This is a genomic window from Streptomyces sp. NPDC001393 (genome assembly GCF_053597455.1).
Map to the genome: position 1 here is coordinate 34,197 of NZ_JBSFIH010000022.1, position 19,778 is coordinate 53,974.

Annotated in this window: 25 protein-coding genes and 1 pseudogene; 19 read left to right on the forward strand and 7 right to left on the reverse strand. The window is 69.5% G+C overall.

What is annotated here, in order from left to right:
- The first annotated feature begins 25 nt into the window (after positions 1-25).
- Both ACWC2T_RS23310 and ACWC2T_RS23315 read left to right on the forward strand, forming a co-directional pair.
- Positions 26-1,510, forward strand: a complete 1,485-nt coding sequence (locus ACWC2T_RS23310; RefSeq protein ID WP_450672356.1) for a GntP family permease — start codon at positions 26-28, stop codon at positions 1,508-1,510.
- A 67-nt stretch (positions 1,511-1,577) separates the two neighbouring features.
- Positions 1,578-2,147: a hypothetical protein gene (locus ACWC2T_RS23315; protein WP_450672269.1), complete on the forward strand. Its 570-nt coding sequence runs from the start codon at positions 1,578-1,580 to the stop codon at positions 2,145-2,147.
- Here ACWC2T_RS23315 and ACWC2T_RS23320 read toward each other — a convergent pair.
- Entirely contained in the window at positions 2,065-2,307 is a 243-nt protein-coding gene (locus ACWC2T_RS23320) for a DUF397 domain-containing protein (protein WP_450672270.1), read from the reverse strand. The two genes, ACWC2T_RS23315 and ACWC2T_RS23320, sit on opposite strands and share 83 nt — an antisense overlap.
- An 8-nt stretch (positions 2,308-2,315) precedes the next feature.
- Positions 2,316-3,167 (reverse strand): helix-turn-helix domain-containing protein, encoded by an 852-nt coding sequence (locus tag ACWC2T_RS23325; protein ID WP_450672271.1) that lies wholly within the window; start codon positions 3,165-3,167, stop codon positions 2,316-2,318.
- Positions 3,168-3,359: 192 nt separating this feature from the next.
- Between ACWC2T_RS23325 and ACWC2T_RS23330 the strand changes: the two are divergent.
- Positions 3,360-3,780, forward strand: a pseudogene (locus tag ACWC2T_RS23330) (ATP-binding protein).
- A gap of 74 nt (positions 3,781-3,854) precedes the next feature.
- On the opposite strand, the gene ACWC2T_RS23335 reads toward ACWC2T_RS23330, so the two are convergent.
- Positions 3,855-5,579 (reverse strand): chitinase, encoded by a 1,725-nt coding sequence (locus ACWC2T_RS23335; RefSeq protein ID WP_450672272.1) that lies wholly within the window; start codon positions 5,577-5,579, stop codon positions 3,855-3,857.
- Positions 5,580-5,882: 303 nt separating this feature from the next.
- Here ACWC2T_RS23335 and ACWC2T_RS23340 point away from each other — a divergent pair, with 303 nt between their 5' ends.
- The 14 genes from ACWC2T_RS23340 (at position 5,883) to ACWC2T_RS23405 (ending at position 17,040) form a co-directional block, all read left to right on the forward strand.
- Positions 5,883-6,764: a hypothetical protein gene (locus ACWC2T_RS23340; RefSeq protein ID WP_450672273.1), complete on the forward strand. Its 882-nt coding sequence runs from the start codon at positions 5,883-5,885 to the stop codon at positions 6,762-6,764.
- A gap of 58 nt (positions 6,765-6,822) precedes the next feature.
- Positions 6,823-7,530, forward strand: a complete 708-nt coding sequence (gene cpaB, locus ACWC2T_RS23345) for a Flp pilus assembly protein CpaB (protein ID WP_450672274.1) — start codon at positions 6,823-6,825, stop codon at positions 7,528-7,530.
- Positions 7,531-7,542: 12 nt separating this feature from the next.
- Entirely contained in the window at positions 7,543-8,784 is a 1,242-nt protein-coding gene (locus ACWC2T_RS23350; RefSeq protein ID WP_450672275.1) for an AAA family ATPase, read from the forward strand.
- A 7-nt stretch (positions 8,785-8,791) separates the two neighbouring features.
- Entirely contained in the window at positions 8,792-9,172 is a 381-nt protein-coding gene (locus ACWC2T_RS23355) for a pilus assembly protein (protein WP_450672276.1), read from the forward strand.
- A 1-nt stretch (position 9,173) separates the two neighbouring features.
- Entirely contained in the window at positions 9,174-9,521 is a 348-nt protein-coding gene (locus tag ACWC2T_RS23360; RefSeq protein ID WP_450672277.1) for a TadE/TadG family type IV pilus assembly protein, read from the forward strand.
- 16 nt (positions 9,522-9,537) lie between these two features.
- The gene (locus tag ACWC2T_RS23365) at positions 9,538-10,875 is read left to right on the forward strand and encodes a CpaF family protein (protein WP_450672278.1); all 1,338 of its coding nucleotides are present in this window, start codon (positions 9,538-9,540) and stop codon (positions 10,873-10,875) included.
- Between the two features lie 6 nt (positions 10,876-10,881).
- Positions 10,882-11,826, forward strand: coding sequence for a type II secretion system F family protein (locus ACWC2T_RS23370; RefSeq protein WP_450672279.1), 945 nt, complete (start codon positions 10,882-10,884; stop codon positions 11,824-11,826).
- Positions 11,827-11,839: 13 nt separating this feature from the next.
- The gene (locus tag ACWC2T_RS23375; RefSeq protein ID WP_450672280.1) at positions 11,840-12,730 is read left to right on the forward strand and encodes a DUF5936 domain-containing protein; all 891 of its coding nucleotides are present in this window, start codon (positions 11,840-11,842) and stop codon (positions 12,728-12,730) included.
- 231 nt (positions 12,731-12,961) lie between these two features.
- Positions 12,962-14,161 (forward strand): sensor histidine kinase, encoded by a 1,200-nt coding sequence (locus ACWC2T_RS23380; RefSeq protein ID WP_450672357.1) that lies wholly within the window; start codon positions 12,962-12,964, stop codon positions 14,159-14,161.
- Positions 14,158-14,898 (forward strand): response regulator, encoded by a 741-nt coding sequence (locus ACWC2T_RS23385; protein ID WP_450672281.1) that lies wholly within the window; start codon positions 14,158-14,160, stop codon positions 14,896-14,898. The genes ACWC2T_RS23380 and ACWC2T_RS23385 overlap by 4 nt, the downstream gene beginning before the upstream one ends.
- A 119-nt stretch (positions 14,899-15,017) precedes the next feature.
- Positions 15,018-15,215, forward strand: a complete 198-nt coding sequence (locus tag ACWC2T_RS23390) for a Flp family type IVb pilin (RefSeq protein WP_388764816.1) — start codon at positions 15,018-15,020, stop codon at positions 15,213-15,215.
- Positions 15,215-15,796 (forward strand): pilus assembly protein TadG-related protein, encoded by a 582-nt coding sequence (locus tag ACWC2T_RS23395; protein ID WP_450672358.1) that lies wholly within the window; start codon positions 15,215-15,217, stop codon positions 15,794-15,796. The genes ACWC2T_RS23390 and ACWC2T_RS23395 overlap by 1 nt, the downstream gene beginning before the upstream one ends.
- 34 nt (positions 15,797-15,830) lie before the next feature.
- Positions 15,831-16,412, forward strand: coding sequence for a hypothetical protein (locus tag ACWC2T_RS23400; RefSeq protein ID WP_450672282.1), 582 nt, complete (start codon positions 15,831-15,833; stop codon positions 16,410-16,412).
- 7 nt (positions 16,413-16,419) lie between these two features.
- Positions 16,420-17,040, forward strand: coding sequence for an OmpA family protein (locus ACWC2T_RS23405; protein ID WP_450672283.1), 621 nt, complete (start codon positions 16,420-16,422; stop codon positions 17,038-17,040).
- Positions 17,041-17,058: 18 nt separating this feature from the next.
- Here ACWC2T_RS23405 and ACWC2T_RS23410 read toward each other — a convergent pair whose 3' ends face one another.
- The 3 genes from ACWC2T_RS23410 to ACWC2T_RS23420 are packed head-to-tail and all read right to left on the reverse strand — an operon-like array spanning position 17,059 to position 18,496.
- Entirely contained in the window at positions 17,059-17,478 is a 420-nt protein-coding gene (locus tag ACWC2T_RS23410) for a DUF3224 domain-containing protein (protein ID WP_450672284.1), read from the reverse strand.
- 49 nt (positions 17,479-17,527) lie between these two features.
- The gene (locus ACWC2T_RS23415) at positions 17,528-17,719 is read right to left on the reverse strand and encodes a hypothetical protein (protein ID WP_450672285.1); all 192 of its coding nucleotides are present in this window, start codon (positions 17,717-17,719) and stop codon (positions 17,528-17,530) included.
- 9 nt (positions 17,720-17,728) lie between these two features.
- Positions 17,729-18,496 (reverse strand): DUF5753 domain-containing protein, encoded by a 768-nt coding sequence (locus tag ACWC2T_RS23420; RefSeq protein ID WP_450672286.1) that lies wholly within the window; start codon positions 18,494-18,496, stop codon positions 17,729-17,731.
- 62 nt (positions 18,497-18,558) lie between these two features.
- On the opposite strand from ACWC2T_RS23420, the gene ACWC2T_RS23425 reads away from it, so the two are divergent.
- Both ACWC2T_RS23425 and ACWC2T_RS23430 read left to right on the forward strand, forming a co-directional pair.
- Positions 18,559-18,933: a type II toxin-antitoxin system RelE/ParE family toxin gene (locus ACWC2T_RS23425; RefSeq protein WP_450672287.1), complete on the forward strand. Its 375-nt coding sequence runs from the start codon at positions 18,559-18,561 to the stop codon at positions 18,931-18,933.
- Positions 18,930-19,268: a helix-turn-helix domain-containing protein gene (locus ACWC2T_RS23430; RefSeq protein ID WP_450672288.1), complete on the forward strand. Its 339-nt coding sequence runs from the start codon at positions 18,930-18,932 to the stop codon at positions 19,266-19,268. Before ACWC2T_RS23425 ends, ACWC2T_RS23430 begins: the two co-directional genes overlap by 4 nt.
- 76 nt (positions 19,269-19,344) lie before the next feature.
- On the opposite strand, the gene ACWC2T_RS23435 is transcribed toward ACWC2T_RS23430, so the two are convergent.
- Positions 19,345-19,719 carry a DUF192 domain-containing protein gene (locus ACWC2T_RS23435; RefSeq protein ID WP_450672289.1) on the reverse strand — a complete coding sequence of 125 codons (375 nt, stop codon included), beginning with the start codon at positions 19,717-19,719 and terminating at the stop codon, positions 19,345-19,347.
- Positions 19,720-19,778 lie beyond the last annotated feature (59 nt).

Consider the following 19,778-nt stretch of genomic DNA (forward strand, 5'->3'; position numbering starts at 1 on the left):
CCCAGAGGACCCCCGAATGCCCCCTATGTCCGCCCCCCTTGCCGCAACCGCCCCCGCCACACCACCACCCCACACCGGAGGCCTGCTCCTCCTCCTCGACGGCACCCCCGGCCTCCTCACGGTCGCGGCCCTCGGCATAGCCCTGCTGCTCTTCCTGATCATCAAGGTCCGGCTGCAGCCCTTCGTGGCCCTCCTGGCCGTCTCCATAGCCGTGGGCCTGCTGGCCGGCCTGTCGGTCACCGAGCTCTTCGGCACGGTCCAGCGTTCCGACGCCGTCTCCACCATCGAGTCCGGCATGGGAGGCATCCTCGGTCACGTCGCGATCATCATCGGCCTGGGCACCATGCTCGGCGCGATCCTGGAGGTCAGCGGCGGCGCGGAGGTGCTGGCGGCCCGCCTGCTGGCCCTGTTCGGCGAGCGGCGCGCGCCCCTGGCCATGGGCCTGACCGGCCTTGTCTTCGGCATCCCGGTCTTCTTCGACGTGGGCATCTTCGTCCTGGCCCCGCTCGTCTACGCGGCGGCGAAGCGCGGCGGCAAATCGATCCTCCTCTACTGCCTCCCCCTGCTGGCCGGCCTCTCCATGACCCACGCCTTCCTGCCCCCGCACCCGGGTCCGGTCGCCGCCGCAGGCCTCCTGCACGTCCAGCTCGGCTGGGTCATCCTCATGGGCATCGTCTGCGGCATCCCGGCCGTACTGGCCGCCTGGGCGTACTCCGCCTGGATCGGACAGCGGATCTTCGTCGCCGTACCGCAGGACATGGCCGAGGCGGCAGAGGAAGCGAAGCGGGCGGTCGCGGCCGAACAGCGGGCCCAAGGAGTGGAACCCCAGGAGCATCCGGTCCCGCTCGCCACGGTCCTGGCCATCATCGGCACGCCCCTGGTCCTGATCCTCGCGGCCACGTTCTCCTCGATCGCCCTGGACCCGTCCCCAACCCGCTCGGTCCTGGAGTTCTTCGGCCACCCGTTCGTGGCCCTGACCATCGCGTTGCTGATGGCCTACTACCTGCTGGGCATCCGCCGCGGCTGGTCCCGCAAGTCCCTGGAGGCGGTGTCCACTTCCTCCCTCAAGCCGGTCGGCAACATCCTGCTGGTGGTCGGTGCGGGCGGGGTCTTCGGCGCCGTGCTGAAGGCGAGCGGCGTGGCCCAGGCCCTGTCGGACACGTTCCACGGCGTGGGCCTGCCGGTGATCGTCCTGTCGTACCTGATCTCACTGGTCCTGCGGGTGGCCCAGGGCTCGGCGACGGTGGCGATCGTGACGACGGCGGGCATCGTGGCGCCCCTGCTCTCGGAGGGCCACCACTCCCAGGCCTTCGTGGCCCTGGTCATCATGGCGATCTCCGCAGGCTCCATCTTCGCCTCGCACGTCAACGACGGTGGCTTCTGGATGGTGGCCAAGTACTTCGGCATCAGCGAACGCGACACGCTGCGCACCTGGACGGTGCTGGAGTCGGTGCTGTCGGTGGCGGGGTTCGCGGTGGCGGCGGTAGTCGGTTTGTTCGTGTGTACGTGACGTGAGTGAAACCGGGGATGAGCGGGCTGACTGGTTCCGGCACAGGGAAGTCGTCCATACTGCCGCCGTGGAGCAGCGCATAGGAGCGAGCAGCAAGCCGTCCGGGGCCGAGCCGTTGAAGGCCGAGCCCGTGACGGGCGCCGGTTTCGACCCGGCGTTCATCCCCGGGATCACGGCCCCGGCGTCGGCGAGGCCGGACGAGCCGGAGCCGCGGGACGCGGAGCCGTCGGCGGAGTCGGCAGAGCCGGAGGACTCGAAGGCGCCCGAGGAGACATCGGAGACCGGCGAGACCTCGGAGACCGACGCGAGCACGGACGACGACGGCCCCGACGACGGCCCGGTCTTCGAGGCCGCCGACCGCCGCGCGAAGATCGTGGCCGACCGCAAGGGCGTCCGCCTCCGTCTGGACGAGGAGTCCTGCGAGTTCCGCTGGGACGAGATCGCGGCGGTGGAGACGGAGATCCCCCGCTTCGGCAAGCGCTACACGATCACCGTCCACACACCGGAGCGCCGCTGGTATCCCATCGAGATCGAGGCGACGTCGAAGTCCCTCTTCAAGGAGTGGGACGAGCAGCTGGACGCGGTGCTGGACGCGTACTTCGAGGACGCCGAGGAGTCGCCTTCAGAGAGTCGATGAAGGGGACGAAGGCCCCGGCCGGGAAGGTGAGGGTGGCTCTGGCCGGGGTTTTGGAGTCGCGGATGGCTATGTGGGTGTGGCGGTCGGCGATCTCTACGCAGGCGTTGCCGTCGCCGCTGCCGGAGTAGGAAGACTTCCGCCAGTTGTCCCGGGTGGTCACGGTGCACCTCACAGTTCCTTGGTCAGCCTGTGGATGAGGTCACGCGACCGAATGGGGTCGAGTGACACGCCCTTAACTCTACGGAAGAGTGTTCGGAAGACCCCGAGTTGCGCTTCGGAGTCGATGAAAAAAGAGCCATGGGGGCCGTCGCGTACGACGGTGTCCAGCTGAGGGACAGGGCCACCGGCGTACACCATGGTGGCTGTGATGTCGGCGAAGTCGTCCAGCTCGAAGGGGATGACGCGTACGGTCACATGGTCTGCTTCGGAGAGTTCCAGGATGCGGGCCAGCTGAGCCCGTGCGGCGACTCGACCGCCTACCCGGATGCGCAATGCCGCCTCGTGCACCAGCACCTCGTACGGGACCGGTTCGACTCGCTCGAGGATGACCCGCCGCCGCATCCGGTGATGTACCCGCAATTCGACGTCGCCTTGAGGAAGTTCGGGAACTCGCCGGGAGAAGATCGCCCGTGCGTAGTCCTCGGTCTGGAGGAGGCCGGGGATGTGCAGGAAGTCCACGTCCCACCGGAAGGTGGCGTGGTGTTCCAGCTCCGACAGGTCCAGGAACGACGTGGGCAGGCGGCCCCTGTACTCCTCCCACCAGCCCTGGGTCCGGTCGGCAGCCATTGCTGCCAAGGCAGCGACCAGTTCACGGTCCGTGCAGGCGTAATGCGCGGCAAGTTGTCGCACCCGCTCTCCGCTCACACCCGCCGTGCCGAACTCGATCTGACTCACCTGAGCCGAGTCCGTCCCGAGCAACGCAGCGGCTTCGCGTCCCTTGAGGCCTGCGGCTTCACGTAGTTTCCGCAGCTCGGCACCCAGACGCTTGTGACGTTCGGTGGGCTCTTTCCTGCGTGCCATGCCTTCCTCCCGCGCTCAACTGCCCTCGTTCGAGGGGCAGATTACGGCAACGGCTGGCGCGGTCCCAAATTATGGCCTTACCGTCGGTGATGTAACGCACACCCAGCGGAAGCGCACCGCTTCGTCCTGCCATGGCGGCTGCGGCAATGCCACCGCGTGCGAACTCCCCTCAGCGACCGGAGTCGATGACGCATGCCCGAAAACGAGCCCATCGAGACCTGGGACTACACGCTCTACATCCCGAACGACCTCAGAGCCGTGACCGTCTGTCGCCGCACCCTGCGCCTGATCCTGACCCTGCACGGCCTGATCGGCCTGGTGGACACGGCGGAGCTGCTGGCGACGGAGCTGGTCTCGAACGCCGTACGCCACACGAAGGGACCGGCCGCGCTCAGGGTCCGCCGAACCCCGGAGGGCACCGTGTGGATCGGGGCGTGGGACAGCAACCCGGCGCCGCCGGACCCGCCGCGTCCACTGGAACAGGTGGGGGAGCTGGAGGACGGGCGGGGGCTGGGGCTGGTGAAGGCGTGTGCGGAGTACTGGGGATGGCGGCCGACGGCCAGGTTCGGGGGACAAGGGCAAGTACGTGTGGTGTGAGCTGGGGGCCGCATGACCGGAGTTGCTCGTCAACGAGCGACGCCCGAGCCCCTCCCGAGGCCCGGGCGCCGTAGCTGAGCGAAGCGCGCGTCAGGGCAACGCGTGCACATGCGCCCCCACCGCGCTCGACCACGCGTTCCCCGCCGACGCGTCCCAGTTCGTCGACCAGGTCATCGCGCCCCGCAGGTCGGGATAGGTCTTGGACGGCTTGAAGGAGCCGCAGTTGGTGCCGGCCGTCAGGCAGTCCAGGGCGTTGTTCACCACCGTGGGGGAAACGTAGCCGCTGCCCGCCGCGCTCGTCGAGGCCGGCAGGCCCAGGCCGACCTGGGACGGGGCGAGGCCGCCCTGGAGCTGGATGCAGGCGAGGGCGGTGAGGAAGTCCACGGAACCCTGGCTGTAGACCTTGCCGTCGCAGCCCAGCATGGAACCGCTGTTGTAGTACTGCATGTTGACGACCGTGAGGATGTCCTTCACGTTCAGGGCCGTCTGGAAGTACGCGTTCGACGTCGACTGCATGTCGATCGTCTGCGGGGCCATCGTGATGATCAGGGACGGGCCGGCCTTCGCGGACAGGGCGCGCAGCGCCTGGGTCATGTACGTCGCGTCGAGGCCGTTCTCCAGGTCGATGTCGACGCCGTCGAAGCCGTACGTCTGCATGAGGGAGTAGACGGAGTTCGCGAAGTTCGTCGCCGACGTCGGGTCGCTCACCGACACCGTGCCGTTCTGGCCGCCGATCGAGATGACGACCTTCTTGCCGGCCGCCTGCTTGGCCTTGATGTCCGCTTTGAACTGGTCCACGGTGTAGCCGCCCAGGCCGGACGAGTCCAGGTTGAAGGTCACGGCGCCCGGCGTCGACGTGGCGTCCGCGAAGGCCACCGCGATGATGTCGTACGACGACGGCACGTCCGACAGCTTCTGGACCGTCGCGCCGTTGTTGAAGTTCTGCCAGTAGCCGGTCACCGCGTGCTTGGGCAGGGAGCCACCGCCACCGCCACTGCTGCCGCCGGAGGCCGTCGTGGCCGTCACCGAAGCGGACTTCGCCGACTCGCCCGCCGCGTTCGTCGCCGTCACCTGGAAGGAGTACGAGGTCGACGGCGTCAGGCCCGTCACCGTGGCCGCCGTTCCCGTCACCGCCGTCACCTTCGTGCCGTCGCGGTAGACGTTGTAGCCCGTCGCGCCCGACACCGGGGACCAGGACAGGGAGACCGAGGAGGAGGCCGTACCCGAGACGGTCAGGCCGGTGGGGGCCGAGGGGACCGTGGGCGTCGGGTCGCCGCCTCCGCCGCCGTCGGGGCCGTAGACCGAGACGTCGTCGGCGTAGTAGGCGGCCTGGCCGTACCACCCGTGCGTGTAGATCGTGACCGAGGTTGTTGACGCGCCGGTCGTGAACGTCGTCGACAGCTGTTTCCAGGCGGAGGTGTCCGGCGTCCACGTGGACACGTCCGTCGTGCCCGTGCCCGTCACGCCCAGGTAGGAGTAGCCGCCCTGCACCCACGCGCTCAGCGTGTACGTCGAGTTGGGCTGGACCGCGACCGTCTGCGTGCACTGGGCGTCGTCCTGCCCGGCCGGGGTCGCCTTCAGCGCGGCGGAGCCGGAGTGCACCGGGGAGGAGACCGTCGTGCCGCTGCCGGCCGTGCACGTCCAGCCGGACAGGCCCGACTCGAAGCCCGCGTTCTGCACGTTGTTCACGTCCGCGGCGGAGGCGGGGCCGGCGGCCGCGGTGAGGCCTGCCACGGAGAGGGCCAGCGCCGTGGCGGCGGACCACAGGGTGATTCGCCGTCCGCGGGGTCTGGGTATGCCTGGTGCATGGTCCACTGGGGCCTCCGGTGGGGAAGGGGAGTTCGGCGAGAGAGCCATGACGGGGAGGGGAGAGAGGCGGTGGCCACCGTTGGGCATACAAGTTGGTCCAGACCAATCCGGGTGTCAAGAGGTCCAGACCAGAACCGTTTCCGGGCCATGCCGCAAGCTGTCCGTATTTGGCCGGAGTTGTGCCCGGAGAGTTCCACGCGAGCTTCACAAACGATGTTCTCCGGCCATACGGCCGTGGATACAGTGCTCACGTAGTCACGCAGTGAAGTCGTCCCGGCGCACGGGAGTTACCTCCGTGGGCCGGCGGGTGTGAAGAGCGGGGAGCTGCGCGTGCCAACTGCCATTGCCGTGACCAGTGCCGACATGGCACTGCCGGCGCAGGACGAACGGACCATGCCGGCCGTCGTGCTCAGCGGCCTCGACCAGCGGCCCCTGGAGCACGCGCTCACCGAACTGCACACCCTGACCGAGCAGTACGGATACCTGGTCGTCGTCTGCTCGGCCGCCACTCCGCAGCGTGTCGTACGGCGGCTGCACACCCTGCGCTCGCTGCTGGAGAGCGACCGCATCGCCGTCTTCAGGCCCGCGCTTCCGCCCCTCGGCATCGCCGTGCTCGCCCGGCAGCTGCGGCAACTGGCCTCCTGCGATCTCAGCCCGGGCGTCCTCGCCTCCGCCGGGCGGCTGCTCACCCACTACGTCCACGCCGGGGCTGTGCTCGGCTCGGTCGCCCGGCTGGACCGGGTGCCGGTCGGGCTGAAGGCGCACGCCAAGTCCTGGGTGCCCGGCAGCCAGTTCGCCGTACTCGCGCACCCCGAGCCGCAGCTCGAGCGCATAGCGCCCGGTGTCACCCTCAAAGGGCCCGAGTTCAACACCTGGATGCTCGTCGCCAGGGGACAGCTGCCGGGTGACTGGGTCGCCGGGCTCGCCGGGCAGTGGAGTGTGCACGGGCTGCGCGAGGTCCCGCTGCCCGCCGAGTCCCCCGTGTGGTGGGGGACGGCCCGTATGACCGAGTTCTGCAGCTACCTCTCCGATCTGTCCGTCCTGTACCAACTGGTCACGTCGGTACGGCAGACCGCCTGCCACTGGTGCGGGCTGGACGTCATCGGCGACCGCTGCGTCTTCTGCTCCGCCACCCCGCCCGCATACGAACCCCAAGCGCCCCGCGCCCTGGAACAGCGCACGCCCGCCTGACCCGCCCCGCACGTCCCCAGCCCGCTCGACCGATTCCCCCAATGAGGTTGCACGGTTCATGAACTCCCGTCAGCGCCGCGGCGTGATACTCCTGATCCTGTCGGTCCTGTGCGCTCTCGGCGCGTTCGCCGGCGTGCTCTCCGTCGTCCATGACGTCGATTCCAAGGTCGGGCCGGAGGTCACCGCCTATCGGGTGCGGTCCGACGTGAAGCCGTACACCACCCTGGACGCCGGCCAGTTCGAGAAGATCGAGATGCCCAGGCGGTGGCTGTCCGGCAACGCGGTCACGGACCTGCGGCAGATCCAGGGCAAGATCGCGGTCACCACCCTGCGCGCGGGCTCCCTGCTCCAGACCGACATGATCGTCGACCAGCCCGCCCTGCAGCCCGGACAGCAGGAGGTCGCCATCATGATCGACGCGGCGACCGGCGTGGCGGGGAAGATCACCCCGGGATCGCACGTCAACGTGTACGCCACCTTCGCCGGAAAGAAGGAAGGCGACCCGGACCAGTCGAAGATCATCGTCACCGACGCCCGGGTCCTCGACGTCGGCCAGATCACCGCCCTCGACCCGGACCAGAGCAAGAACCAGCAGCAGCCCAGCCAGGCCGTCCCCATCACCTTCGCGCTGTCCACCCTCGACGCCCAGCGCATCACCTACGCCGAGTCCTTCGCCCAGCGCGTCCGGCTCGCCCTGGTGGCGCCCGGCGGCGAGACCAGCGTCCCGGACAAGGACCGCACCTACGAACTCGCGACGGACAAGTGAGAGGCGGCCCGCATGCCTACCAGGATCCTCCCGGCGGGAGCCGACCCGGACGCCGTACGCTCCCTCACCACCCTGCTCAGCCAGCTCCCCGACGCCGAACCCCAGCCACCGGTCGGCGACTCCACCCAGCTGGTCGACACCCTCGCCCGGCTCGCCGCCGAGTCCGTGGACGACCTCCCGGAAGTCGTCGTGGTCCACGAGCGGATCGGCCCGGTCCCGGCCCTGGAGCTGATCCGCGAGGTCGCGCTCCGCTTCCCCGCCGTCGGCGTCATCCTCGTCACCACCGACGCCGGCCCCGGTCTGTTCGCCGCCGCCATGGACGCCGGCGCCCGCGGCCTGGTCGCGCTCCCGCTGTCGTACGAGGAACTCGCCAGCCGGGTCCAGGCGGTCGCCCAGTGGTCGACGGGGGTACGGCGCCATCTCGGCCACGGCGCCTCCGACATGTTCGGCGGGGTCGGCGGTACGGTCGTCACGGTCAGCGGCGCCAAGGGCGGCACCGGCGCGACGCTGACGGCGATCCAGCTGGCCCTCGCCGCACAGGCCTCCGGCCGGGCCACGGCCCTGGTCGACCTCGACCTCCAGACCGGGGACATCGCCTCCTACCTGGACGTCCAGTTCCGGCGGTCCGTGGCCGACCTCGCCGCCATCACGGACATCTCGCCCCGCGTCCTCGCCGACGCCGTCTTCCGCCACGACACCGGGCTCGTCCTGCTCCTCGCCCCCGCCGAGGGCGAACGCGGCGAGGAGGTCACCGACCGCGCCGCCCGCCAGATCGTCAGCGCCCTGCGCTCCCGCTACGAGGTGGTCGTCGTCGACTGCGGCGCCCAGCTGAGCGGTGCGGGCGCCGCGGTGGTGGAGATGGCCGACCTCGCGCTGCTTCTCACCACGCCGGACGTCGTCGCCGTCCGGGCCGCCAAACGGACCGTACGGATGTGGGACCGGCTGCAGATCCGCAAGGCCGAGGAGACGACGGTGGTCGTCAACCGGCACGCGCGCAGTACGGAGATCCAGCCCGCGCTCGTGCAGCGCATCACCGGCACCGCGCTGGCGCGTACGACCATTCCCGCCAACTTCAAGGAACTTCAGGCCGTTGTGGATGCCGGGCGGGTGCACGAGCTGGACAGCAAGAGCACGGTGAAGCAGGCGCTGTGGGGGCTCGCGGGGGAGCTGGGGCTGGTGCGGGCTGCCGAGGCGGCCGCGGGCCATCGGGGGAGCGGGCGCGGTCCGGTCGGGTTCCGGCGGCGGAAGGAGTGAGCGGGCCATGAGGAGGCCGGGTGGGGACCGGGGGCAGGTGAGCATCGAGTTCCTGGGCATGACGCCGCTGATCGTTCTGACGTTGGTACTGCTGTGGCAGGCCGTGCTCCTGGGGTACACCTTCACGCTGGCCGGGAATGCTGCGGACGAGGCGGTGCGGGCGGGGACGGCGGCGGCGCCGGGTGGTGCACGGCAGGCGGCCTGCTCGGCGGCGGGGCTGAAGGACCTGTCGGCGGCGTGGAGGGGGAGTGCCAAAGTGACCTGCAGCCCGAGTGGTTATGTGACGGCAGACGTCGAGCTGCACGTCCCCGTCCTCTTCCCCGGCGTGATCGACTTCCCTGCCACGGTGACCGGCCACGCCGGTGCCGTCGAGGAGGTGAAGCACTGAGATGTCGTACCGGCGCGGACGGCGGGACAGGGGCCAGGTCGCCATCGAGTACCTGGGGTTCATCCCGGTCCTCCTCATCGTGGCCATGGCCGGCATCCAGATCGGGGCCGTCGCCTATGCCGCCGAGCAGGCCAGTACGGCGGCCAGAGCGGGGGCGCGGGCGGCTTCTCTGGAGCAGGACGCCCAGCAGGCGTGCTCCGAAGCCGTCAGTGGCCCCCTCACGGTGACGTGCGGCCGGACCGGGCGTGGGGACGGCACGGTCACCGTCACCGCCAGGGTCAGGATCCCGCACATCGTCTGGGACTTCGGCGACGCCACCAAGTCCGCCACCATGCCGCTCGACCACTAGGGGAGGAGATGCCGACATGAGCCTGCGGGCACGCATCAGCACTCCGGAGGAGCACGGCAGCCGGGGCGAGGACGGGCATCTGGTCGCCTCCTACCGGGCCAAGCTGCTGGAGGAGATCGACCTCGCGGAGATGAGTTCGCTGGCGGCGGCCGAGCGCCGGGCGCGCCTGGAGCGGGTGCTCGGGCACATCATCAGCCGTGAGGGCCCGGTGCTGTCGACCGTGGAGCGCGCGCAGCTGATCCGCCGGGTGGTGGACGAGGCACTGGGCCTCGGCATCCTGGAGCCCCTCCTCGAAGACGCCTCGATCACCGAGATCATGGTGAACGGCCCCGACGCGATCTTCGTCGAACGCGGCGGCCGCGTCGAGCAGTTGCCCCTGCGGTTCGTCTCGGCGGACCAGCTGATGCAGACCATCGAGCGGATCGTGTCCACCGTCAACCGGCGGGTGGACGAGTCGAACCCGATGGTGGACGCCCGCCTGCCCTCCGGCGAGCGCGTCAACGTCATCATCCCGCCCCTGTCCCTGACCGGGCCGATCCTCACCATCCGCCGCTTCCCGCGCTCCTTCACCCTCCAGGAACTGATCTCCTTCGGCTCGCTGGACGAGCACATGGTGTATCTGCTGGCGGGGCTGGTGCAGGCGAAGTTCAACATCATCGTCTCGGGCGCGACCGGCACGGGGAAGACGACCCTGCTGAACGCCTTGTCGGGGCTGATCCCACCCCACGAACGCATCATCACCATCGAGGACTCCGCCGAGCTCCAGCTCCAGCAGACGCACGTGGTCCGGCTGGAGTCGCGGCCGCCGAACGTCGAGGGCCAGGGCCAGGTCACCATCCGCGACCTGGTCCGCAACTCCCTGCGCATGCGCCCGGACCGGATCGTGGTCGGTGAGGTCCGCGGCGGCGAGTCCCTGGACATGCTCCAGGCGATGTCGACGGGCCACGACGGATCGCTGGCGACCGTGCACGCCAACAGCGCCGAGGACGCCCTGACCCGGCTGCAGACCCTCGCCTCCATGTCCGACGTCGAGGTGCCCTTCGTCGCCCTGCACGACCAGATCAACAGCGCGGTCGACGTCATCGTCCAGCTCACCCGGTTCGCCGACGGCGCCCGCCGGATCACCGAGATCGCCCTCCTCGACAGCCACGGCGGGGAGCCGTACCGGCTCACGACCGTGGCCCGGTTCGACGCCCGGCCCATGACCCCCGACGGCCGCGTGTACGGCAGCTTCCAGTACTTCCCGCTGCCCCGCCGCAGCGCCGACCGCCTCTACATGGCGAGCCAGCCCGTCCCGCAGGCCTTCGGAGTCGCCCACTCCGTGGACCAGCTCGCCACCCGAGAAGCCAGGTAGGCCCCCATGGAACTCCACACCCTCGTCCAGCTCACCACCGGGGTGACGCTGCTGACCTGCGTCCTGGCGGTGGCCGGTGTGCACGCCTACGCCTCGGGCCGGGCCCAGCGCGCGGCCCTCGTGGACCGGCTCACCCACACCGGCCCGGTCCCGGCGACCGGCCGCACCCGCCGCTTCCGCGACCTGGACCGGCGACTGCGCCGTACCCGCCTCGGCCGCCGGCTGGAACTGCGCCTGGCGGCGACCGGCCTGGACGTCACCCCGGGCGAGTTCTTCGTCTACATGCTCGCCACGGTCGCCGCGCTCTGGCTGGTCGGCCAGGCCACCCTGGCCCCCTTCTTCGGCCCGCTGGCCGGCCTCCTCGGCATCGGGGCGGCGGTCCAGTTCCTCAACTGGCAGCGCCAGAAACGCATCGAGCGCTTCATCAACCAGCTTCCCGAACTCGCCCGCATCCTGGCCAACGCCACCCAGGCCGGCCTCGCCCTGCGCACCGCGATCGGCATGGCGGCGGAGGAGCTGGAGGCCCCGGCGGGCGAGGAACTGGCCAAGGTCTCCGACCAGTTGGCCATCGGCCACTCCCTGGACGACGCGCTCGGTGAGCTCGCGGACCGGCTGCCGTCCCGGGAACTGGTCGTCCTGGTCACCACCCTGATCCTGTCGAACCGCGCGGGCGGCCAGGTGGTCTCGGCCCTGCGGAACCTGACCGAGACCCTGGAGGAACGCAAGGAGACGAGGCGCGAGATCCGCACCCAGCTGAGTCAGGTGACGATGACGTCGTACGCCGTCCCGGTCCTGGGCGTCGGCGCCCTGTTCCTGATGAACGGCGTCAAGGACGGCGCGCTGGCCCGCATGACCGGCTCACCGGTCGGCCAGGCCTGCGTGCTCATCGCCTTCGCGATGTACACGGTCGGATTCGTCCTCATCCGGCGCCTGAGCCGGATCGACGTGTGAGGGGGGCGGCCCGATGACCGGATTCCTGCTCGCCCTGCTGATGGGGCTCGGCGTCTGGGGTGCCTTCGCGGGCATCCGCATGTACCGCGCGGACGCCAAACTCCCCGGTGACCTGGCCGTGGCCCTGGAGGTCGGCGCCACCCGCACCGGCGCGGTCGGCTCGGTCATCGACCGGATGGGCATGCGCTACGCCCCCGCCGTGCTGCGCCTGATGGGCCCGCGCCTGGTGGCCAAGTACCGCCGCAGGATCGACCTCGCCGGCAACCCCGGCGGCCTGACCATCGACCGCTACGCGGCCCGGCGGGCGGTGTACGGCGCGCTGGGCGCGGTCGGCTGCCTGGTGTTCCTGCTGCGCGGCCAGTGGTTCGTGGCCGTACTGCTCCTGCTGTTCGGCGCGTTCTGGACGGAGGTCGGCATCTGGTCGGCGATCCGGGTCCGCAAGGACGTCATCGAGCGCACGCTGCCGGACTTCCTGGACGTGCTGGCGGTGGTGGTCAGCGCGGGGCTGGGCTTCCGCCAGGCCCTGGACCGCGTGGCCTCCCGCTACGAGGGTCCCTGGGCGGACGAACTGCGCATCACCCTGCGCCAGATGGACCTGGGCATGAGCCGCCGCCAGGCCTTCGCGGAGCTACGCCGGCGCAACGACTCCGAACAGGTCGCGATGTTCGTGACGGCACTGCAGCAGGGGGAGGAACTGGGCGCACCGATCGTCGACACTCTGGTCTCCCTGGCCAAGGACATGCGCCGCACGGACGCGCAGAACGCCCGCCGCAAGGCCGCCCGCGCGGTGCCCAAGGCCACGCTGATGATCACCACGTTCATGGTCCCGGCCACGATGCTGCTGCTGGGCGCCGGCCTGATCCTCGGCTCCGGCGTGGACTTCGGCTCACTCACGGGGAAGTGAGCGGGCGTGACGGTGACGGGGCTGACGGGACGCGGAGGAGGGACCTTCTCCGGCGGCAGGGTGAGAGAAGTCCTCGGCCGGCTCCGGGACCGGTCGAGGGGGACCACAGACCGCTTCCTGCGCCGCCGAAGGGGGACCACGGACCGCTTCCTGCGCCGCCGAAAGGCGAGGACCGGTGCCGCAGCCGCCCCCGAACCCTCCGAGAAGATCCAGATCAGCGCGCTGCAGGCGATGTGCCGGCAGGTCTTCGGCTTCCGCCTGGCCATGATCGCCCTGGCCGCCCCCGCCGCGCTGCTCCACGCGGCCCCCGGCCTGGGCGCACGCCTGGTCGGCGCGGCCGTCGTCGTCACCTTCATGGTGTCCTACGTCCTCTTCCGCGACTGGGAACGCTTCGGCCCGCTCCTCCTGCGCCACCCCAGCCTCCTGGCCGCCGACACCCTCTTCGGCTCGCTCCTTCTCGTCTCGGCGGGCCCGGACACCACCCTCGCCTACGTCAGCGTCTGCACCCCGCTCCTGGCGGGCCTGGTCTACAGCTGGCGCGGCGCGGCGTTCTTCGCCTCCCTCCAGTCCCTGATCCTGCTGCTGGTCCACGCCACCCTGAAGGCGGACCGTCAGGCGGGCGTGGCCGAGTCGCTGCTGTTGCCGGGCCTGTGCGTGATCGCGGGGGCGATGGGTTCGACCCTGCGCAACCTGATGCTCCGCTTCGGCGCAGCGACCCACGCCCTGACGGCGGTCCAGGCGCGCCTCGCGGCGGCGGAGGCGGTGAGCGCGGAACGCGCCCGGCTGGCCCGCGAGATGCACGACTCCGTGGCCAAGACCCTGTACGGCGTGGCGCTGGCGGCGGACGGCCTGGCGGCCACGGCGTCCTCCGGCACCCCCGACCCCGACCGCATCCGGCAACAGGCGGAACTGGTGTCCCGCTCGGCGCGCAGGGCGGCGGCGGAGTCGCGGGAGCTGCTGCGGGACCTGCGCCGGGAGGCAGGGCAGGAGATACCTCTCTGGCCGGAACTCCAGTCGTACGCAAGGGACTTCACATCGCGTACGTCGCTGCAGGTCACGTGCTCGTTCCCACCGCCGGACACCCCTGATCTGCCCGCTGTGCCGGCCCGTCACCTCCTCTCCATCACGGCGGAGGCGCTGGAGAACGCCCACCGGCACGCGGACGCGACTCACGTGGACGTCCGCGCGACCGTCCATGGCGACATGCTCCGCCTCTCGATCCACGACGACGGCCGCGGCCTGCCGCCGGACACCACGCTCGAACGGCTCCGCGCGTCCGGCCACTTCGGCCTGCTCGGCATGGTGGAGCGGGCGGCGCAGGCGGGCGCCAGGATCCGCATCGGCCGGGGCGACCGCGAACGAGGCACGGAGGTACGCGTGGAACTCCCCCTACGAGCCTGGCCGGCCCGAGAGGAGGCACCGCACCCATGAACCCCTTCCCGTCACCCCCTCCCGCCGCCCCGCCGCTGCGGCTGCTGGTGGCCGACGACAACCCCGTGGTCCGTGCGGGCCTGACGGCCCTGCTGTCCGGGCGCCCGGACACCACGGTGGTGGCCGAGGCGACGAACGGTCAGGAGGCGTACGAGGCGGCCGTACGGCACCGCCCGGACGTCATCCTCCTCGATGTCCGCATGCCCGGGGTCGACGGAATCTCGGCATTGCCGCACCTGGTGCGCCTCGCGCCGGTCATGATGCTCACCTACAGCCACGAGACGGAGACCGTTCGGGAGGCGTTGCGGCTGGGGGCGGGGGGATACCTGGTCCACGGCGAGTTCACGACGGAGCAGCTGGTGCGCGCGGTTCGGGATGTCCGGGAGGGGCGGCCGCATGTGACTCCGGGGGCGGCGAAGGCGCTGCTGACAGCTCTGCGGGCAGATGCAGATGCACATGCGGATCCTCAAGTGCCGCAATTTTTAGGGAAAAGTGAACCCCAAGTCCTTTCGCAATTGCAATCTACCGTGCCACAGTCATTCCGTTCGAGTTTCCGGCTGAGCACGAGGGAGGCGGAGATCATGGACCTCATCGCGTCCGGCATGACCAACCAGCAGATCGCCGCCGCCTGCTTCATCTCCGAGAAGACGGTCAAGAACCACATCAACCGCATCTTCGCCAAGCTCCAGACCACCACGCGGTCCCAGGCGGCGGCGAAGTGGTTGGGGGTGGGTTGAGGTGGGGGTGTGGGGGAGGAGCGCGGAATGGGCCTGGAGTTGGGCCCAGGGGCCCTTCGGCGACCGGAGTGTCGGGTCGTACGTTGCCCGGATCGGAGGCGAGTCCGGAGGGGACCACCATGAACAACTGGTTCAACACCACCGTCGCGTATCTGCAGGCCCGTGTTGCTCGCAGCGACAGGGGGCAGACCGCGGTGGAGTACCTCGGCATCATCGCGGTGGTGGTGGCGATCGTGTTGGCGATCACCGGCACGAGCATCGGTCAGACGATCTTCGACGCGATCAGGACCAAGATCAGCCAGGTCACCGGCGGCTGATTCCTCCACGCCGAGACACAGGGCAGGCCTTCCCCATCTACATCACGGTGGTGGCAGGCCTGCTCTTTCTTGCGTTGGCCTATCTCGCGGTCGGCCAGGCTGCAGTGAACCGGAGCGGCACTCAGACGGCGGCGGACGCGGCGGCTCTGGCGGCCGCTCAAAAGACCCGTGACCAGCTTGCGGGCAAGTGGGTGGACGACCTACACGACCCGGCCCAGTGGCAGGCCATCTTCGCCGGAGCCGGAGGCGGTGACTTCTGCTGGCGAGCCGTCCAGCTTGCCGCGCAGAACGACGCGACGGCGTCTTGCACGCCCGAGGGGCCGCTGAGGTATGTGGTCGACGCCAAGGCGAACAAGCCCGTGGGCAACTCGGTTGTGCCTGGCACCGAGAACACGCACTCGACTGCCCATGCAACTGCCGTGATCGAAGCGCTCTGCAAGCCCCCGCTGCCCGGTGAGGGCGATGGAAAGAACGAGCTGCCCCAACTCTCCTGCAAGGACAAGGTCTGGCATCTGAAGCCGGACGACCCAACGGGGCTGCCCAAGCCCGAAGACCTCTTCGACGTCCACCTGGCCGACTGACGAGCGAACGATCAATGACGAAGGAAGCGGAGCGATGAGCATGCGGTTCACTGCGAAGGCCCGCAGGGGGATGGTCGCATTGACCGTTGCGGCTGGTCTTGCCGTCGGTGTGGCCGGCTGCGGCGGGGGCGCCGGCAATGACAAGAAGCCGCACAGTTCCGCGTCCGCTTCCCAGGGCGGCAACTCCGGTCCGAGCGCCCAGGAGGGCCAATCGGACCAACCGCTGGCCGAACTCAAGGGCTCGAATGGCCTGCTTCTCCAGATCACTTCCGTGCAGCGTGATTCTGGTGGCTTTGTCACCGTCAACGGCGCCCTGAAGAACGACGGGGCCGGTGATCTGCTCATCCCGTCCGCCCTCAGCGGCAATGAAACCGAGATCACCAAGAACGGCCCCTCCCTGGGCGGAGCCACCCTCGTCGACTCCAAGGGCAAGAAGCGCTACTACGTACTGCGCGACACAGAGGGGCGCCCGCTCACCACAACGGGCCTCGGCACGCTCAAGTCCGGCCAGTCTCTGCCGGTCTTCATGCAGTTTCCTTCACCGCCCACGGACACCACCGAGGTGACCCTCCAACTGCCTACCCTCTCCTCCGCCACCATCAAGATCTCCGGGTGAGCCCCAAATGACCACCCCCCGTCTCGCCCTCACCCTCACCACCGCCATCCTGCTGGCCGCCGGCAACCTAACCCTGGCCCACGCGGACGACACCGGGCCGAGTCAGCCCCCCGTCACCGAGCCGTCCGCCGGCGCGCCGGTGAAGATCGACCCGCACGACCCCGACCTCAAGCTCCCCGAAGGCGCCACCCTCGCCGCGCCCAAGGTGCTGGACATCAAGTCGGTCGTCGAGGACCAGAGCGGGGACGAGCGACGCGAGGACACCAACGCCGATGTCACCTTCGCGCTGCAAGCCGAAGTGCTCTTCAGCAAGGACAGCGCGAAACTCAGCGACGAGGCGAAGAGCCGTATCGCGACCATCGCCGACGAGATCAAGAAGCAGAACGCGACCCAGGTTCGCGTCTTCGGCTTCACGGACAACCTCGGCTCCTCCGCCCACGGCGACATCCTGTCCCGGCAACGCGCCAACGCCGTACAGGCCGTCCTCGACCAGGACCTGAACGACCCGAACGTCACCTTCGAGGTCCGCGGCTACGGAGAGCAGTTCCCGATCGCCGACAACTCCACCGAGGAGGGAAGGAGGAAGAACCGCCGAGTCGAGGTGTCCTTCCCCCGCACCCAGGGGTGAGCCGACGACGAAGGCGGCCTACTCGCCCTCGCCCACCTCGTACTCGAACCAGATCCGATGGGTGCCGTCCGCGTCGATCCGCAGACCGCCGGCCCCTCGGATCCCGGCCAGCGCCCCCGTCCCGCTCCCCGGCACGATCACGAAGTGCTCGGCCTCCCTGCCCTCCCCGAGGGTCGTCGCCGAATGGGCGAAGTTGAAGGTGCCGCTCAGCTCACCCAGCGTGCCCTCGAAGGACTCCATGGCGACGTACGTGCCGGTCCCACTGGACTGGTCGTACGCCGCGGTGAACAGGGTCTGCGACACCCCGGCGACCTCACCCTCGTACCGCTTCCGCATCGTGGCCACCCCGACCGGCACCGCCGTCTCGACCACCGGCTCCGGCAGCCGCACGTCCGCCGGAGTGAACTCCTCGACCTTGAACGTCCCTGAAGCTCTCATGCCGCGATGCTAGGACGCACCACTGACAAACAGGGACGTCTGCAGGCGGCTACAGCAGGTGGTCCGCCTTCCCCGCCTTGATCTCCAGGATTAGGGCGCGCAGGGCCTCACGGCTGTCGGTGAGGTGGTTTTCCTCTTGGCCGGCTACGGCGATGTAGGCGTTCCCTGTCGAGTCGGTACCTATGCGGAAGCAGTTGGCACCCTCAGCGCAGAAGGGATCTTCCCAGTCGATTTCGCTCATCGTGGCTCCTCAGAGGTGGCTGGCGATGCTGTGCATGAAGCCGCGTGAGACGTCGGACGGGAGGGAAGCTGTTTCCATCCAGTCCAAATGAGCGCGATACTTGTCCAGTTGGGACTGGCCGTGCAAGAACTCGGGACCATGGGCTGAGTCGAGTTCCACGGTATCGAGCTGAGGTACCGATGCTTCGGCGTAGATCACCGCTTGCCCCGCGCCCGGGAACGCCCCCGCCGTGAACGGGATCACTCGCACGTCGATGTTCTCACGCTCGGACAGGTCACACAGGTGCTCGAGCTGGGCGCGCATTACCTTGCGACCACCGAACTCGACGCGCAGGGCGGCCTCGTGTACATAGCCGACATACGTGATCGGGTCCTCTCGGTACAGCACCTGCTGGCGCTGCATGCGGAGGGATACACGCAGTTCGATCTCCGCCGGCGCGAGAGGAGGAAGCGCGGCCGCGAACAGGGTGCGGGCATAAGCGTCGGTCTGAAGGAGGCCGGGTACGTGCATTGCCAGGCCGGCCCGCACCCCCTTGGCCTGCCACTCGAGTTCTGCGATATCGAGGAGGCCGGCGGGGAGTTGCCCCCGATAGGCCTCCCACCACCCACGTCTACGGTCACCCGCCATGCTGACCAGCGCCTCGACGTACGCCTGGTCACGGCAGTCGTAGTTGCAGGCGAGCGTCCTCAGGCGATCCGGGCTGATGGTTCGAACGCCCGCTTCGATGTTGGAGATGCCGCGTGTGGGGGCTTGCGCGTATGCAGTTGAGGGACGCACGTGTGGGTGACTGCACCCGCGAAGCGGAGGGCTGGCTTCGGGGAAGCATCTACGTTCGCGGTGTGACCGAGTCGTATGTGATCGAGCTGGAGCCGGAAGTGCGGTCCTGGCTGGAGGGACTGTCGGCGCAGCACTACCGCCAGGTGGAGGAGAAGGCCGAGCTGCTCGCCCAGTACGCTGCGACGCTGGGCGAGCCGCACTCTCGTAATCTGGGGGAAGGCGTGCGTGAGCTGCGGTTCATCCTGAGTGGCCAGGCCATACGGGTGACGTATTGGCTGGCGTCAGGTCGGCGGATCGTCCTGCTCACGGTCTTTCGGAAGACCAGAATGAGGGAGGAGCGAGAGGTCAAGCGCGCCAGACTGGCCAAGGAGCTGTGCGAGGCTGAGCATGGACCCGCGCACGACGAGTTCACTCGTGAGTTCCGGGAGGAGCTGTGAACCACACCCGGTGGAAGCTGTCGCGGCAGCGGAAGACTGCCGAGGGCGGCGTCGAGCCGCCCGAAGTGGTCGCGGAGCGTGAGCAGATCCGGTTGGCCCACGCGCTGGGGCAGCTGGTGTACGACCGCCGGGCTGTCCTCGGGCTGTCGCAGTCTGCTCTGGGTGAACGTCTCGGGATGAGCGTCGATGAAGTGGAGGCCGTGGAGCTGGGAGGCATGCTTCCCGTCACGGCGGACCTGCTGGTGAGGTTGGCCACGGCGCTCGACGTCACTGTGGATCTGCATGTTGTTTCCGGTGGGCAGAACACCGTGGTGTTCGCAGAACACGCAGCGTGACAGGCGGGACACACGGTCACCGCTGGCTCAGACCGATCACTCGCCACCCGTAGTCGGCCTCGTCACCTCCCTGTCTCTACTCGGTCTCGACGGCGACCCGAACTCCTGCTTTGACTCCCCACCCCGCCATCGCCCCCGCCTCCGCCTCCAGCACATGCCGGGCCCGCAGCCGGGGCAGGCCCAGGCGGCCCGGGGGCATGGTGTGGACGGCGAGGACGGTCAGGTGGCGGTCCAGGTAGGCGACGTCGATCGGGATGCGCATGCCGAAGGTGTGCACACCGCTCGCCGGTGACAGCAGCATCGCCCCGGCGATCGAGTCCCGGCCCAGCAGACCCCTCGTCCGGGCCCGGTAGGAGGCGGCGATCTCCAGGGGGAGGACCAGCGGGTCTTCCGGTCCCTCACCCCGCGGCACGATCAGTCTCCCGACCCCGTCCCGCCGGCGTCTCCCCATGTCCGTCCCCTCCCGCGATCCCTCGGTGCCGACAACTCTCCGTCGGCCAGAACCGGTTG